We start from the raw sequence: 16,183 nt of genomic DNA, 5'->3' as shown, positions 1-16,183 counted from the left end.
AACCGATAATTATGTTAAATTAATGTTAATAGAGTATTAATAAAAAAAACTGCCTTGGCCAAAGGCAGTAGGTCATATAAAATAGTCGACAAAAACTAATTAATTTATGATGACAATTTATCTTTAAAGATTTTTACAAATGTGCAATCAATAATTAAATCTAATGTTTCTTTTAAATTAACTAAAGGTTAATTCATTTTTGTTAATTAACATTTAGTTAATGTTTCTGTAATACAAGCATAATTTTGAACTAACATAGAGTTTACAAATGCGGTGGACTTTTGCCGAAGTAAATTATACGAAAAAAAATGAAAAAATTTTTATTTATTACTTTTTTGGCTTTCAGTCAATTAATAGTTGCACAAAGCAAAGGAACGTTAAAAGGTTTATTAACGGACAAGGAAGCAAATAATGAGCCGTTGCCATTTGGAAACGTTCTTATTAAAGGAACAACTATAGGAGCAACAACAGATTTTGATGGAAATTACATGTTAAATGTACCAGCCGGAAAGCATACTGTAGTTTTTAGTTTCTTAGGATATAAAACAATTGAGAAATCAATTACAATTGTTGCAGGAGAGACTGTAACTGTTAACCAAGTATTATCTGCAGAAGAAGGCGTTTCTTTAGATGAGATTGTTGTAAAATCTTCTACTAGTAGAGAGTCTGTATCTGCTTTACTATTAGACCAAAAGAAAGCAACGGTAATAAAAGAAAGTATTGGTGCGCAAACTTTAGCTAAAACCGGAGTTTCTAATGCAGCTAATGCCACTACTAAAATTTCTGGGGTAACTAAAAGTGAAGGTTCTGGTAACATTTATATTAGAGGTTTGGGAGATCGATATTTATCTACAACCATGAATGGTTTACCTATTCCTTCGGATGATGTAGAAAATAAAAATGTAAATTTAGATTTGTTTTCTACAAACATTATTAAAAATGTAGGTATTAGCAAAACGTATGCTACTAGTAGTTATGCCGATCAAGGTTCTGGTAATGTAGATGTAAATACTAAAGAGTACTCTAAACAAGCATATTCTATTTCTGTTTCTGGTGGTACAAATACAAATGTATTAAACTTGTCCGATGATTTTAGAACATCAATTATAAATAATGATGTCACTTTAGGGTTTCATAAAAAAACGTACGCACTTCAAAATGCTATTACGTTGCAAGGTTGGGATACAGAAACAACTGCAACTCCAATTAATTTTAGTGGTTCTTTTTCTGCAGCAAAAAAGTTTTCTGTATTAGGTAAAGAAGTTGCTGTTTTTTTAACAGGATCTCATTCTAAATCTTTTGAATATAAAGAAGGACTTTTTAAACGTTTTAGATCTAATGTTTTAAACAATAGTTTTACGGATGTAGAGCAATACAATATTACTTCTAATACTACAGGATATGTAAATGTAAAATTAAGACTTAACGATACTAATAAAATTAAATACAATACTTTATTTGTTAATAAAGGTGAAGATAGATTGTATGAGCAAGGTAGAAATGGTTTAGGGTATGTTTTTGATCAAGATCCACAAGAAGAAGGCGCTTTTGTAAGAGATCAAAACTTTAAACAAACTACTATGTTTGTAAACCAACTTTTAGGTGAGCATAAATGGAATGAAAATAATACCTTAAACTGGGCAGGTGGTTATAATTTTGTATTAGCAGAAGAGCCAAACAGAATTAGAAATGAAGTAAATATTTTAGACGTTACCACTTCACCAGAAATTCAGTTTTCTCATGTTGGAGATTATCAACAAAGAAAATCTAGTCAAAAAATACAAGACACAGAATATGCTGCGCTTATAGAAAATAAATGGGCATTAGGAATTAAAGATGAAGATGATAATAAACCATATTCTTTAAATTATGGAATCAATGTAAGACATAAAGAAAGAACCTTTAAATCTTTATTTGTAGGTGTTAGAGCTAAAGATTTTACAGCTCCTTCTGTAGATGATATTTCTTCTGTAATTACATCTAGTGGTTTTAATAATGGTTTAAAACTAAGAGTAGGAGAAACAGACAGGTATAATGCAGATTTAGATATCATGGCTGGTTTTGTAAACTTCGATTTTGCTTTAGGAAACAAGTTATCTGGTAATTTAGGTTTGCGTTACGAAAGAGATGAGTTAGATGTAACTTGGGATATTACCAATTATGTTGGTAGAATAGGAACCTTAAATAGAGTTTATGAAAGTTTATATCCAAGTGTAAACTTAAAATACGAATTATCAGAAAACAACTACTTACGTTTTGCATCTAGCATTACGCAAACATTACCAGAGTTTAAAGAGTTAGCACCTTTTGAGTATGTTTCACCGACAGGTCGAGTTGTTAAAGGAAATCCGGCATTAGAAAAATCTGATATTTATAATTTTGATGTAAAATATGAAATGTTTCCACAAAGAGGACAGCTTTTTTCTGCAACAGCATTTTATAAACAAATTAAAAACCCAATAAACTTAGCACAAGCTAGAGGTTCTTCTGGTAATTTTCAATATTCAAACACTGGTGATGAGGCAACTGTTTATGGTTTTGAAATAGAAGCAAAAACAGATTTGTTAAAAAATGCTGATGATGATGGTATTTTAAACTTAACAGCAAATGTTACAAAAATGTGGCTAAAGCAAGATTTACTAGAAAACTTTCAATACAAAGATATTACAGAGTCTAGCTTACAAGGGGCTTCTGATTTTATAGCAAATGGTTCTTTAAGTTTTAGTGATAAAAAAGAAAATGAATTGATTGCAACATTAACAGGTAATTATTCTTCTGATAAAATATTTGCTCTAGGTTCTCCAGAAGATTTTGCAAATAGTGCCTCTTTATATAATGATGAAATTATAGAAAAAGGATTTGTATCGCTAGATTTAGTAGTCAGTAAAAAATTAACGAAAAACATATTAGTAAAGTTAGTAGGTAGAAATTTATTGAACCCAGAAATAAAGCAAACACAAAAAGTAAGAAGCTTAATTACAGATGTAGAAACCAATGAAACTGTATTGTCTTATAAAAAAGGAAGCCAATTAACGCTAAGTGTAAAGTATACTTTTTAGGTAAGTTAACTAAGGGTTAACAAACCATAGATTTTCTAAATAAACCCTAACACACTATTAATATTTAGGTAAAGAAAACTAAAGGAATGGGTAGTTTCTTTGTAAAAAATAAAATTATAACCAATTAAAATAAAATGAAAAAATCAATTTTTAAAATTTTTAATATTGTAGCTTTTTCTTTAGTTACATTAACCTTAACCAATTGTGGTAGTAAGGAACCAGAAATTATTATACCTGGTGGAGAATCTGAAGTAATTGAAAACTTAAGTGTTGGAATTATGAATGGTAATCTTGATGAAGATTATACATTAGATGCAGGAACTGCCTATAGCTTAAACGGATCTTTTACTATAGATTCAGGTGCAAAATTAACAATACCTGCAGGAACAAAAATTCAAGCTTTAAATGGAGGAACGGAAGTTTTTATTGCAGTTTTACAAGGAGGTAAAATAGATATTCAAGGTACTGTTTCTTCTCCAGTTATTATGGCTTCTGCTTCAGGTAACCCTGGAGATTGGGGAGGATTAACAATTTGTGGTAATGCAACTACTACCGCTGGTGTAGGTGCAGAAGCAGAAGTTGGAGGTTTTATTTATGGAGGTACAGATGATGCTGATGATTCAGGTTCTATCAATTATTTAGTGATTAAAGGAACTGGTGCTCAAATTAGTTTAGAATCTCAATATAATGGAGTTTCTTTCTATGCAGTTGGTTCTGGTACTTCTATTAGTAATGTTGCTGTAATTAATGGATCTGATGATGGTGTCGAATTTTTTGGAGGTACCGTTTCTGTTTCTAACTTATATTTAGAAAATAACGAAGATGATTCTATAGATTGGACAGAAGGATGGAATGGAACCGTAAATACGGCTTATATTTCTCATACAAAGTCTGGTTTTTCTACAGTTTTTGAGGGAGATAAAGATAATGGAAATCCTAAATTTAATAATATTACTGCAATTTCTACAGTAGGAGGAACAGCTTTACAATTTAAAAAAGAATCTGGAGGTACTATTACAGGTTTGTCTTTAAGTGGTTACGATGTAGATTTAGATATGAAAGATGGTGGTGCAACATCAAACGTTGTATTGTCTGACGGTTATACGCCAGTTGCTCTTAGTTCTGAGGATGCAATGACTGCTTCAGGAGATTATTTTTACACATTAAACACTACGGTTGTACCAACTGTAACAGTTTCTGATTTTGATTGGGTACCAACAGAATTATCTTTCGAAAGTAGTTCTTTACAAGGAGCAGTAACTACAGATGTTACTTTAGATGCTTCTGTTAGTTATAGCTTAAATTCATCTTACATTGTACAATCTGGTGCAACATTAACAATTCCTGCTGGAACAAAAATTACTGCTAGAGATGGTGGAACAGGAGTTTATATTGCCGTTTTACAAGGTGGTAAAATAGATATTCAAGGTACAGAAGATAATCCTGTAGTAATTTCTTCAGCATCTGGTAATCCTGGAGATTGGGGAGGATTAACAATTTGTGGTAACGCAACAACAACTGCAGGTGTAAACGCAGAAGCAGAAGTTGGTGGTTTTATTTACGGAGGTACAAATGATGCAGATAACTCTGGTTCTGTAAAATATTTAGTAATTAGAGGAACAGGAGCTCAGATTAACTCAGAATCTCAGTACAACGGAGTTTCTTTTTATGCGGTTGGTTCTGGAACTACAATTGAAAATATTTCTGTAATTGATGGTGCAGATGACGGTGTTGAGTTTTTTGGAGGAACAGTTTCTGCTGAAAATTTATACTTAGAAAATAATGAAGATGATTCTGTAGACTGGACAGAAGGATGGAATGGAACAATTACTAATACATACATTTCTCATACGGTTGCTGGTTTTTCTACTGCTTTTGAAGGAGATAAAGATAATAAGAATCCTAAGTTTGTAAACTTAACAGCAATTTCTACTGTAGATGGTACTGCTTTACAATTTAAAAAGACTTCTGGAGCAACAATTACTAATATTTGGTTAGAAGGATATGCTAAAAACATCGACATGAAAGATGATGGTCCTTTAGCAAATGTAATGATAGATGGTTCTGCAGCAACAACTACAGCAGAGTATAAAACAGGTACTAAAGTAGATGTTTCTGCTTGGACTTGGAGAAATGCTGGTTTATAATATAAGCGAGTAATTTTAGAATTACTAAACTATACATATTTTAAAATCTCTTGAAGTTTACTTCAAGAGATTTTTTTTATGCGCTAATTTTACATCTAAATAAAGATGTTTTAATGTAAGAGGTATTACTTAAGTATGCTAAAAAAGATGCTTTAGAGTGGTTAAAATTAGAAGTATATTGGTAGGTTAATTTAGAGTGAAACATTATGTGAGTCACAAAAAAAAACGCACTCTAGAGTGCGTTTTATAAATTATAAGGTAAGTAATAATTAGAATCTCCAACCAACATTTACACCAATTCTAGGCACTAAAGTAGGAGCGGCGGTACTAAATAAGTTTCTACCAATACCAGCATGTACATCAATTGTTAAACCACTTTCAGCAATATATTTTGTACCAACAGCAACACCTAATGCACCATCTGTATATTTTTCATAAGTAAAGTCGCTACCTCCATTATTAGGTAGTTTTTCTTTTCCCCAATTGATTCCAAAAAAAGCTTCACCAAAAAAGTTCCATTGTTGGTTTGCAGAAAAATAATTACGGTAATAAGGAGTAATCATGGTATTTTCATTGTATCTAAATTTAGCTTCTTGTTTTGCTAAGTTAAAAGCAGTAGAAACACCAAAAGAAGAATTTTCTGTGATGTAGCTTTCATAAGAAAACTCTAAGTTTTTTATAACCAAAGCATCTCCAATATCTAATTTAATTTCTTGTTGAGCATAACTTAAAGAGCTAACTAAGAGTCCGAAAGCTAAAAGTATTTTTTTCATGTTTTTATTTTTTATATCCTTTTATAGAAAGGCAAATTTAGTAAATAAGATTGATTTTTTAGAACCTGTAGCCTAAAGATACCCCACCTCTGCCTACAACTTCTAAAGAGCCGTTATCTCTACCTAAATTACGGCCTATGCCTAAATAAATTTCTGTAGTAAAGCCTTTTTTAGAAATAAATTTTCCACCAACTGAAATACCAACAGCAAATTCTGTATTTGTTTTATCATTGTGCTGGTAATTACCATTAATATAATAGTCGTAATTATTGTTTTCATAAGAGTGCAACATTCCAAAACCTTCCACAAAAAAACCTCTTGCAAACTTGCTAGAAAAGTATCTTCTATAATAAGGCGTTAAAGAAAATTTTCTATATTCATCTATATCTTCATTATTGTCAAAACCTACAAGAACACCAACTCCAAAAGATGATTCTTCATTAATTAAATACTCATAAGAAACATCTATCCATTCAAATACTAGAACACCAAAAACATTTAGTTTTACCTCATGTTTTTTGTTAATGTCTTGCGGAAATTTTTCTTCTTTCTCTTGAGAAAAAATAATTAAATTGCTAAATAATAGCACAATTAGGGCAATTCTTTTCATTTTCATCTTTTTTTAAAGTTATGTTGCAAACATATCTTAAAAAAAGTCTAGAATCTAAAAAATAATTTTTAAATTATATGTGTGTTGGATGTCGCTTTTTTAATTTTCATCAAAATAATTTAACATTAGGCTTTATAAAGTATTTTATTTTTTATTTAAATGATAAAAAAAAAGTACAATTTATTCATCATTAAAATCATCGGATAACATAAAATTTCCATTGGTGAGTATTTTTTTATTTTGCAATAAAGTATCATCTACTATTTGTGCGTAGTTTTCATTTTGCAACCCAATGTTTAATTTTGTTTTTTCAAAGAGATAATAATCATCTTTTTGTTCTTTTAAAACCAACGCAAAATAAACATCTTCACTTTTTTTAATAGCACTTTTTGGTAACGATATTTCTTTTTTTACATCACAAATAATAGCGGCTTCAATATACATTCCCGAAATAAAATTATTACTTTCTTCATCGTTAATATGTCCATGCACTTTAATGGTTCTATCTGCGTTTATAGAGGTTCCCACTAAGTGCACTGTTGCTTCATAAGTTTTATCTGATGCTTCTGGAATTTTAAATTCTATTTTTTGATTTTTTTTAATTTTTAAAATATCTTTCTCAAAAACAGATAATTCTAAATGAATATGATCTGTATTTATAATTTCTAATAGTTCGCTAGACGAAGACACAAAAGAGCCATTACTTACATTTACTTTTGTAACATAGCCACTAATTGGTGCGTACAAATTTATGGTAGAGGTTATGTTGCCTTGTTTAACAGAGTTTGGGTTGATATTCATCATTTGTAATTTTTTACCTAATCCGTTATAACTAGCCAAACTAACTTTGTAATTACTTTCTGCTTTTAAGTAGTTTTTTTGCGATGTTATTTTTTCATCAAACAAGGTTTTTTGTCTTTGATACTCGTTTTTTAGAAAATTGAGTTGTGCAGAAATTTCTAAATATTGTTGTTGAATTTTAATAAATTCTGTGTTTTTTAAAATGGCCACTAATTGACCTTTTTTAACTTTATCACCAATTAAAAGCGGAATTTTAGTTACGTAACCACCAACAAATGTACTTACGCTAGATTTGTTTTCTGGCGGAACATCAATCATACCATTAACATTTATAACGGTATTAAAAGTTTGTTCTGAAAGCTCACCTAATTGCATGGCTTCATTTTTAAATTGTTGTGTACTAATTTTAATTTGATTGCTAGTTATTGTAGTTTCTTTAACTGTTTCTGTCTTTTGTTCGGTATTTCCACAAGTAAAAAAAAGTAATGAAAATAAGAGTATATATATGTTTTTCATTTTTAAAATGTATTTAAAATAAGATAGTTAATGTTGATAGCCGTTTGATTGTATGCGTTTAAATTGTTTAGGTATGATAGTTCAATATCTTTAGCGGTTTCTATGCTTTGGATGTATTGAAAAAAATCAATTTCACCTTCTTTAAAGGTACGATTGGCTGTTTTTATAATTTCGTTTTTTAGGTTCTTTCCTTGGTTCTCGTAGTAATTTACAGCTTCGTTATATTGATGTAACGTTGCTAAAAGAGCTTTGTACTCGGCTTCTAACTTTATTTTATAATCTTGCTGTTGTTCTAAAATAATGTCCTTAGAAATTTTAGAAGCTTTTATTTTTGAAGTATTTCCCGTAAAAAATAATGGTATTTTTAATCCTATTTGATATCCGCTAACAGTGTTTTTTAATAGGTTATTTGTACCTTGAAAATATTCTAAACTTATATCTGGCAATAAACTTTGCTTTTCTTTTTGATACAAAGCATTTTGATAGTTTTTAGCATCTTCAAAATATTGAACTCCTAGATTATCTTTAGTAGCTATACTTTGTACATTTAGTTTTTTAAGCGGTTCATCTAAAATATGTAACGTATCTGTTTGTACAATGCTTTTTAATTGTTCGGTAGAAAATACAACTTCTTGCACCGCTTGTTTATAGCTTGTTTCTAACTGTTTTTGTTTAGATTTTGCAGTAATCATTTCTAAATAATTGGTTTCACCTAAATTAAATTTACGTGCCGATTTTTTTGCAAAATCTTGATACAAACTATCTAAAAATCGATACGTTTCAGCTTTATTCTTAGCATAGCTTAGTTGATAATAATGAGCATAAACTGCTTTTTTAATTTGTAAAACTTGAATGTTATAATTAGTTTCTTGGATACTAACTTTTACTTTGTTTACTTTTTTGTTAGCAAAATAAACTGTTGGAAATTTAAAATCTTGGGCAATACCAAATATTTTTAAAGGCAGATTGTTTGTTGCTAAATTGTTTTCGTCATAATTATAGTAAATAGAAGTTTTATCAATACTAAAAGCATTTCCTATCAAAGCTTTGCTTTCATCAATTTTTAAATTAGAAGCTTTTAAATTGGCATTATTTTTAATAGCCAAAGCCAAGGTTTCTTCAATTGTTAGTTGAGATTGTGCATTTGTATTAGCTACAGATAAAAAACCAATAATAGTAATGATTACTGTTTTATTTATTTTGCGTGATTTTTTTTCTTCAAACCAAGCATATAATACAGGTAAAACAATAAGCGTTAAAATAGTTGCTGTAATTAAACCACCAATAACTACCGTTGCTAAAGGACGTTGAACTTCTGCGCCGGCATTTGTAGAAATGGCCATTGGTAAAAAACCTAAAGCTGCTGCTGCTGCTGTTAATAAAACAGGTCTTAATCGTTCTGCTGTTCCTCGTTTTATGCGTTCTTCAATATTATCCATTCCTTCTTTTTTAAGTTCTTTAAAATGTTCTATTAACACAATTCCATTTAATACGGCAATTCCAAATAATGCAATAAAACCAACACCTGCAGAAATACTAAAAGGTAACCCGCGTAACCATAACAATACAACGCCACCTACAGCAGAAAGCGGAATAGCAGAATAGATTAACAACGCTTCTTTTATAGAGCCAAATGCAAAATAGAGTAATAGAAATATTAAGACCAATGCAATTGGTACCGCAATTTTTAAACGAGCCTTGGCACTTTGTAAATTTTCAAATTGTCCGCCATAAGTAATTGTGTAACCAACAGGTAATTTAAGTTTACTATCAATAATAGTTTTAACATCATCTACCACAGATTGTAAATCTCTATTTCTTACGTTAACACCAACCACAATTCTACGTTTGGTGTCGTCTCTAGATATTTTTGCAGGTCCAGTTGTGTATTTAATATCGGCTAATTCGCTTAAAGGAATTTTATTTCCACCAGGAGTATCTACATATAAATGCTGAAGACTAGATAAGTTTTTTCTGTTATTTTTATCTAATCGAATTACTAAGTCAAAACGTTTTTCACCTTCAAAAACATTACCAACTGTACCGCCTGCAAAACCCATAGTTATTAATTGATTTACATCAGAAATATTTAAACCATAACGAGCAATTTTACTTCTATTAAAAGTAACACTCATTTGAGGGAGTCCTTCTACTTTTTCTATAATGATGTCAGATGCTCCTTGTACATCTTTAATAAGCGTTCTTATTTCATCTGCTTTTGTAGCCAAAACAGATAAGTTTTCGCCAAATATTTTGATAGCAACATCGGCTCTAACACCTGTAATTAATTCATTAAAACGCATTTCTATGGGTTGGGTAAATTCTACTTCCATATCCGGAATTATGGCTAAAGCTTCTTTAAATTTATCTGCTAATTGATCTTTACTTTTTGCAGAAACCCATTCGCTTTTTGGTTTTAATTTAATAATTACATCACTTTCTTCCATAGACATTGGGTCTGTTGGTACTTCTGCGGCACCAATTCTACTAACTACTTGGTCTACTTCAGGAAAATTATCTAAAAGAATTTGTTCTATTTTGGTAGTGATTTCAATGGTTTTTCCGAGTGAAGTTCCTGTTTTTAATACAGGTTGAATTACAAAATCTCCTTCATCTAAAGTGGGCACAAATTCTCCTCCCATTCTAGTAAACAAAATAATACTTGATATTAATAAGAATCCTGCTAAACCAATAACAATTTTTTTATGTTGTAAAGCCCAGTGTATAGAAGGCTTGTACCATAAATTTAAAATCTTCATTAAACGTACAGAAATATTCTTGTCACTTGGTTTACTCGGTTTTAAAAATAGTGAAGAAACCACCGGTACATAGGTTAAACAAAGTAGCATTGCGCCAACTAATGCAAAGCTAAATGTTAATGCCATGGGTTTAAACATTTTGCCTTCTACACCACTTAAAGACAAAATAGGAATGAAAACAATTAGAATAATTAATTGACCAAAAATGGCAGAATTCATCATTTTTGAAGCACTTTTTAATGTAATTGCATCAATTTCTTCTTGTTTTTCTTCTTTTTTAAGTAATTTTAGTTTGTCGCTCTCACTTATAATTCTAAAAGCTATAAATTCTACAATAATAACCGCACCATCAATAATAATTCCAAAATCGATAGCGCCAAGGCTCATTAAATTTGCATCTATTCCAAAAGTATTCATCAATGAAATAGTAAACAGTAAGCTTAATGGAATAACAGAGGCAACTACTATACCAGAGCGGAGGTTTCCTAATAATAAAACCACTACAAAGATGACAATTAACGATCCTAAAATTAAGTTTTCTGAAACCGTAAATGTGGTTTTATCAATTAACTCACTACGTTCTAAAAATCCGTTAATATAAACACCTTCTGGTAAATTATTTTGTATTGCTTTAACGCGTTCTTTTACGGCATCAATAATTGCTTTAGAGTTACCGTTTTTGAGCATCATAATTTGACCAAGAACTTTTTCTCCTTGACCATTTCCTGTAATGGCTCCAAAACGTGTTGCGCTTCCAAAACCAACTTTGGCAATGTCTTTTATGTAAATTGGAATCCCTTCATTTTTTACCACAATATGACCAACATCTTCCAAAGATTTTATCAAACCTTCTCCACGAATAAAAAAAGCTTGATTTGTTTTTTCAATATAACCACCTCCGGCAACACTGTTGTTTTTTTCTAGTGCGTTGTAAATTTCAGCAACAGAAATATGCATCGCATTTAATTTATTTGGATTGATGGCAATTTCGTATTGTTTTAAAAAACCTCCCCACGTGTTCACTTCAACCACACCAGGAATTCCGGATAATTGACGCTTCACAATCCAATCTTGAATAGTTCTTAGCTCTGTTGCAGAATATCGGTTTTCATAACCCGGTTTTACGTCTAAAATATATTGATAAATTTCACCCAAACCTGTTGTAATTGGCCCCATTTCTGGTGTTCCGAAACCTTGAGGAATTTTTTCTGAAGCAGATTTTATTTTTTCTGCAATAAGTTGTCTGGGTAAATAAGTACCCATATTGTCTTTAAAAACAATGGTTACAACAGACAATCCAAATTTAGAAACAGATCTAATTTCTTCTACACCTGGTAAATTGGCCATTTCTAATTCTACCGGATAGGTAATAAATTGTTCTACGTCTTGTGTAGATAAATTACGTGAAGTAGTAATTACTTGTACTTGATTATTGGTAATATCTGGAACAGCACCAATAGGGATTTTGGTTAATGAGAAAATTCCAAAACCGATAATAAAAATAGTGAAAATGAAAATAATCAGCTTATTTTTTAAGCTGAACTTTATAATGTATTCTAACATAATTCATAAAAATTAAGAAATAATAAATGCCTGTTTGTTATAAACAGGATTAAAAATCTAAAATTGAATTATGCGTGTTTGGGTGGTTGAAAAACAGAAGGTTTTTCAATAAAAGAGTAAGATTCTTTGTAATAATATTTTTGTTGAACTTGAATTGGTAGGGTTTCTTTCAATTCAAAAACTTGCGTGTTTAAGGTAAAAACAGTAGGTAAGTGGTTGTGGTTTGCGCAATCTTTTTTAAAAGGTAAATTGCCATGCTCTTTATGTTTTTCTATAGTACCATCATCAAATCCGTAATGCTCCGTTAAAAAATCAATAAAAGAATCTCCGTATGTTTTTTGATGAAATTGAGCGTGTTCTATCAATACATTGATTTTAGAAAAAGTTTCTAAACCAATATTTAAACTCTGTAAGAGAATTAAATTTGATAACAATATTGCTATAAGTTTCATCATTATGGTGCAAATTAAAGCCTTTTTTTTAATTATTTATGAAATAATTGTTACATAAAGAATAATTTTTGGTTAAAAAATAGCTCTTAATTGCACATTTCCGGTATGTATGGTTTTGGTATTTTCACTCTTTCTACCTAGGTAATTTAAGTTTAGATTTAAAAAAGAATTTAGTTTTTTATTGAATAAAAGATTCCAAGTATAATTTTTTCCTGCTTGTAAACCCTCTAACATTTGGTAGGCAACTGGTGTATTGGTATCTCCTGTAAAATCATTTAAAAATACATTTACATTGGCAGAAATTTGATTCTTTGTACTGTTGATATAAAAATATTCAATTCCGAATTTCTGTTGTTTTAATAGCTCAAAATCTTGCAACTTATTTTCTTTGTTTTTAAAGTGATAAAAAGCGGTAAGACGATTGTTGTCATTATACAAGAAACTAATTTTAGGCTGAATTTCGTTGGCGTTAATGGTATAATTTCTGTTATTAAAATTCTGAGTTTCTAAATCGTTTTTAGATGTTTTTCCCATCAACTCAAACAGCCAAAAAGAAGCAAACTTATGTGCAAAATCTACTTGGTGTAGTTTAATGTTGTTTTCTTGATTTCCAATAAAGTACTGTTGTTTACTTCTGTTTTTGCCAAAGGTATAAGTAGTGCTATATTTCTGAAGGTTTTTGTTAAAATAAAGGCTGTTTCTAATGTTAAAATTAAGACCTATCAGTTTACTTTCATTAAAATCGAAAGGATTAAAATTAAAGGAATTTCCAATTCTTTGTTGTTCATTTTCTACACTTAAAAAACTCTGATTGTAAAATTTAGAAAGTACTTTTTTAATGCCGTTTTTAGAGGTCCAAACTCTTGGGTTTAACGTTATAGATTGAGAAAATTTGGCTCTTTGGGTAGCAATAAATTGCAAATTAGGTTTTGGTAAACGTAAATAAGATGCTTGATCTTGAAATTCTGCAATTTCAAACTCATCAAAATCTTTAACGCCATCGTTGTTATAATCAATCCAAGTATAATAGCCCAAACCAGGTTCTGTTTGTATATAAATATATTCTTGTCTGGCAATATTACCCGATGAGGTTTCATAAACAGTACCTAAGTTGATAAAATTTTTAAATAATTCTTGATTAAAAACAACTTTAGAATTCAACGATTTTTCGTTCTCAGTAAACTTGTTTTCTGTAAGCCTATAATTGGCAAAAACACTTAAATTAGTTTGTCTGTTTTGTATTATTTTACTGTTGATGTAAAACGTTTTTCTATTGTTAACTTCGGTAAAAGAATTAGATTTTATACTATCATTATTTCGGTAATTAAAACCAACTTTGGCAAAGACATTGGTAGTATCTCCAATACCAAAATAGGTTTCGTATTCTTTAAATTTATGACTTGTATTGATGAATTCTTGCGTTGTAATATCTTTTCTGCTGTTGGTTTCAAAATTGATAAACGCACCCAACCATTTTTTATTGAAATCGTGTTCTATTTTTGCTTTTGCAGTAAAAAAGGCATCGTCTTCTGTAGTTGAGGTGTTTTTTAAAAAACTTCCGTTTATATAAAAAGACGTGTTTTTCAACTTCATTTTAGATTGTAACTCATGTTTGTTTCCAGAAAAAACATCCTTGTAGGTTAAGTTGTTGTATCGATATAAAAGAAAGTCTGTTTTTTTGTTTTGTAAAGAAAGCTCAGATTGAAAGAAACTTTTGGTAGCATTATTGGTTAATAAATTCCAATCTCTATTAAATTCTACAGACTCCCAACGTTGTGCTGTTTTAAAATTATTCTGTACAAACTCATGACTAATATTACTCTGTAATTGCCATTTTTTATCAATTAAGGTTTGTTGCCAATCCACCTTTGTTGCCAATGCTTTATTTTTGGCATCATCTAATGTAGAAAACAGATTTGCATCATTATTACTTAAAGCTACTTCTGTATTAATTGTTGTTTTATTAGAAGGATTATAGGATGATTGCACTATAAATAACTGCGATTTTGTGGGCGGAATTAAACGAATTATGGGCTTGTAGTTTCCTTGGTTTTTACCTACAAACAAAAAGATGTTTCCGATGGCAGTGGTTTTATCTAAAATATAGTCTCCTAAATTGTTGCCAACGTTAGAAAAAGTTACGGTGTATAAATCGTCTGATGTATTAGTAGAATACTCAAAAACTTCTTCGGTTCCATTTAAAACTTTTTTGTAAAGAATTTTATTCTCATTAAAAGTGTCTGCATAGGAACTTTCTGCCACCATTAAATCGGTATTATTACCTGCGTTTTCTAAGATTCTTTTTTGTTCTGTAGTTAAACTCTGTTGTACTGGTTGGTTTTTTGCATCATTTTCCGAATAAAAATAACCAGCAATACTAAACTTTTCACTTTCGTAAGAAGCTTCATTATAGGTTACAAATCGGGTGTAGTTTTTTTCGGAATATTGAAAATCAATAGATATTCTCATATCATTGGTTATCGGGTAAGTAGTGTTAAATTCTATTTCACCAAGGTTGTAATCTATTGTATAATCATTCTCTTCTCCACGTTTAATTAAAACTCCATTAATGTACACTTTCTCGCTACCTTCAATAATTAAAATAGCACTTTCATTATTAGCACCTAATATTTTATAAGGACCTTGATTTCCTTCTACTCCAGTAATTTTGTAGGTACTAAATCGTCCTCTCACTACTGCTCCAGAAGCGGCTACTTTTAAGTTGTCGTTAATTTGAGCTTGTACCAATAAGCCAGAAACTTGTTTGGTTAAGGGTAAAAAATAACTCTTTTTATTTTCTAGTGAAATATCACCAGCTCTTACACGCCAATTATCGGTAAACATTTCAATAAAAATACGATCGAAATCGGTGATGTTTTGCGAATATCCGTTTTCTTGAATAGGAATATTGGTGTCAAAAATATTGGCTCTTAATGTTACGTCTTTAGAGAGTTTACCCGATATTTCTAAATCTAAAGCAGAGTTGGTAACCGCATTCTGATTGTTACCTGTGGTTATGCCTCTACTAATATATCCTTTGGTTTGTAAACCATCAAACAATTTTATGTCTGATGCTTTTTTGTTGGTGGTTAAACTGTATAATTTACCGGTATTTGTACCATTCGGAACCATAAATTTTTCATCGAACGGTGTATATATTTTTGTGATAAAATCTGGTAGACGAAAATATTCGACAGTAATTTCTGTATATTTTTTAGAGTTGATGATTAAAACGGCATTACTAAAATCTACCGTATATTCTGATGAAGGGATTGCCTTTAAAAATGTATTTAAGACTTTAAATTTCTGCGGATTTAAAGCCACGGAGTCTAATTGAATGGTATCCTTTTCAATTAAATATTTTTGAACTCTAAAATCTTTAGATATCGTTTGAGATTGGATTGTAAACCCAATAAAAAGCAATAAGAAAAAGAGAATTCTTTGAATCATAAAAAACTATACGATTTAAACGTAAAAATATGTTTTTTAATGTTTGAATAATA

Annotated in this window: 8 protein-coding genes; 2 read left to right on the top strand and 6 right to left on the bottom strand. The window is 30.0% G+C overall.

The annotated features are described in order from the left end of the window. The first annotated feature begins 308 nt into the window (after nt 1-308). Together WG951_RS09050 and WG951_RS09045 are read left to right on the top strand one after the other, a co-directional pair. Entirely contained in the window at nt 309-3,059 is a 2,751-nt protein-coding gene (locus WG951_RS09050) for a TonB-dependent receptor (RefSeq protein WP_105050111.1), read from the top strand. A gap of 134 nt (nt 3,060-3,193) precedes the next feature. Beyond that, entirely contained in the window at nt 3,194-5,206 is a 2,013-nt protein-coding gene (locus WG951_RS09045; RefSeq protein WP_105050112.1) for a hypothetical protein, read from the top strand. A 269-nt stretch (nt 5,207-5,475) separates the two neighbouring features. Here WG951_RS09045 and WG951_RS09040 read toward each other — a convergent pair whose 3' ends face one another. From WG951_RS09040 to WG951_RS09015, 6 genes are all read right to left on the bottom strand, one after another. After that, complete coding sequence (locus WG951_RS09040) at nt 5,476-5,979, bottom strand: DUF3575 domain-containing protein (RefSeq protein ID WP_105050113.1); 504 nt, start codon at nt 5,977-5,979, stop codon at nt 5,476-5,478. Between the two features lie 58 nt (nt 5,980-6,037). Further along, nucleotides 6,038-6,589 (bottom strand): DUF3575 domain-containing protein, encoded by a 552-nt coding sequence (locus tag WG951_RS09035; RefSeq protein ID WP_105050628.1) that lies wholly within the window; start codon nt 6,587-6,589, stop codon nt 6,038-6,040. Between the two features lie 180 nt (nt 6,590-6,769). Then, on the bottom strand, nt 6,770-7,906 hold the full coding sequence (locus WG951_RS09030; RefSeq protein ID WP_105050114.1) for an efflux RND transporter periplasmic adaptor subunit: 1,137 nt from the start codon (nt 7,904-7,906) through the stop codon (nt 6,770-6,772). A 2-nt stretch (nt 7,907-7,908) separates the two neighbouring features. Beyond that, a complete protein-coding gene (locus WG951_RS09025) occupies nt 7,909-12,228 on the bottom strand; it encodes a CusA/CzcA family heavy metal efflux RND transporter (protein ID WP_105050115.1) in 4,320 nt (1,439 codons plus the stop codon). A gap of 68 nt (nt 12,229-12,296) precedes the next feature. Continuing rightward, nucleotides 12,297-12,683 carry a hypothetical protein gene (locus tag WG951_RS09020; RefSeq protein WP_105050116.1) on the bottom strand — a complete coding sequence of 129 codons (387 nt, stop codon included), beginning with the start codon at nt 12,681-12,683 and terminating at the stop codon, nt 12,297-12,299. 69 nt (nt 12,684-12,752) lie between these two features. Further along, the gene (locus WG951_RS09015; RefSeq protein WP_170062925.1) at nt 12,753-16,130 is read right to left on the bottom strand and encodes a hypothetical protein; all 3,378 of its coding nucleotides are present in this window, start codon (nt 16,128-16,130) and stop codon (nt 12,753-12,755) included. Between the last annotated feature and the right edge of the window lie 53 nt (nt 16,131-16,183).

This window comes from Polaribacter butkevichii, from assembly GCF_038024105.1.
Classification (GTDB): Bacteria; Bacteroidota; Bacteroidia; order Flavobacteriales; family Flavobacteriaceae; genus Polaribacter; species Polaribacter butkevichii.
The sequence above is the reverse complement of the archived record's forward strand: the minus strand, read 5'-3'. Positions and strand labels throughout refer to the sequence as shown.

Excerpts from the sequence above, each read along its gene's own strand:
- WG951_RS09025 (WP_105050115.1), bottom strand. The coding sequence starts at position 12,228 with ATGTTAGAATACATTATAAAGTTCAGCTTAAAAAATAAGCTGATTATT.
- WG951_RS09035 (WP_105050628.1), bottom strand. The coding sequence starts at position 6,589 with ATGAAAAGAATTGCCCTAATTGTGCTATTATTTAGCAATTTAATTATT.
- WG951_RS09020 (WP_105050116.1), bottom strand. The coding sequence starts at position 12,683 with ATGATGAAACTTATAGCAATATTGTTATCAAATTTAATTCTCTTACAG.
- WG951_RS09030 (WP_105050114.1), bottom strand. The coding sequence starts at position 7,906 with ATGAAAAACATATATATACTCTTATTTTCATTACTTTTTTTTACTTGT.
- WG951_RS09050 (WP_105050111.1), top strand. The coding sequence starts at position 309 with ATGAAAAAATTTTTATTTATTACTTTTTTGGCTTTCAGTCAATTAATA.
- WG951_RS09040 (WP_105050113.1), bottom strand. The coding sequence starts at position 5,979 with ATGAAAAAAATACTTTTAGCTTTCGGACTCTTAGTTAGCTCTTTAAGT.
- WG951_RS09045 (WP_105050112.1), top strand. The coding sequence starts at position 3,194 with ATGAAAAAATCAATTTTTAAAATTTTTAATATTGTAGCTTTTTCTTTA.
- WG951_RS09015 (WP_170062925.1), bottom strand. The coding sequence starts at position 16,130 with ATGATTCAAAGAATTCTCTTTTTCTTATTGCTTTTTATTGGGTTTACA.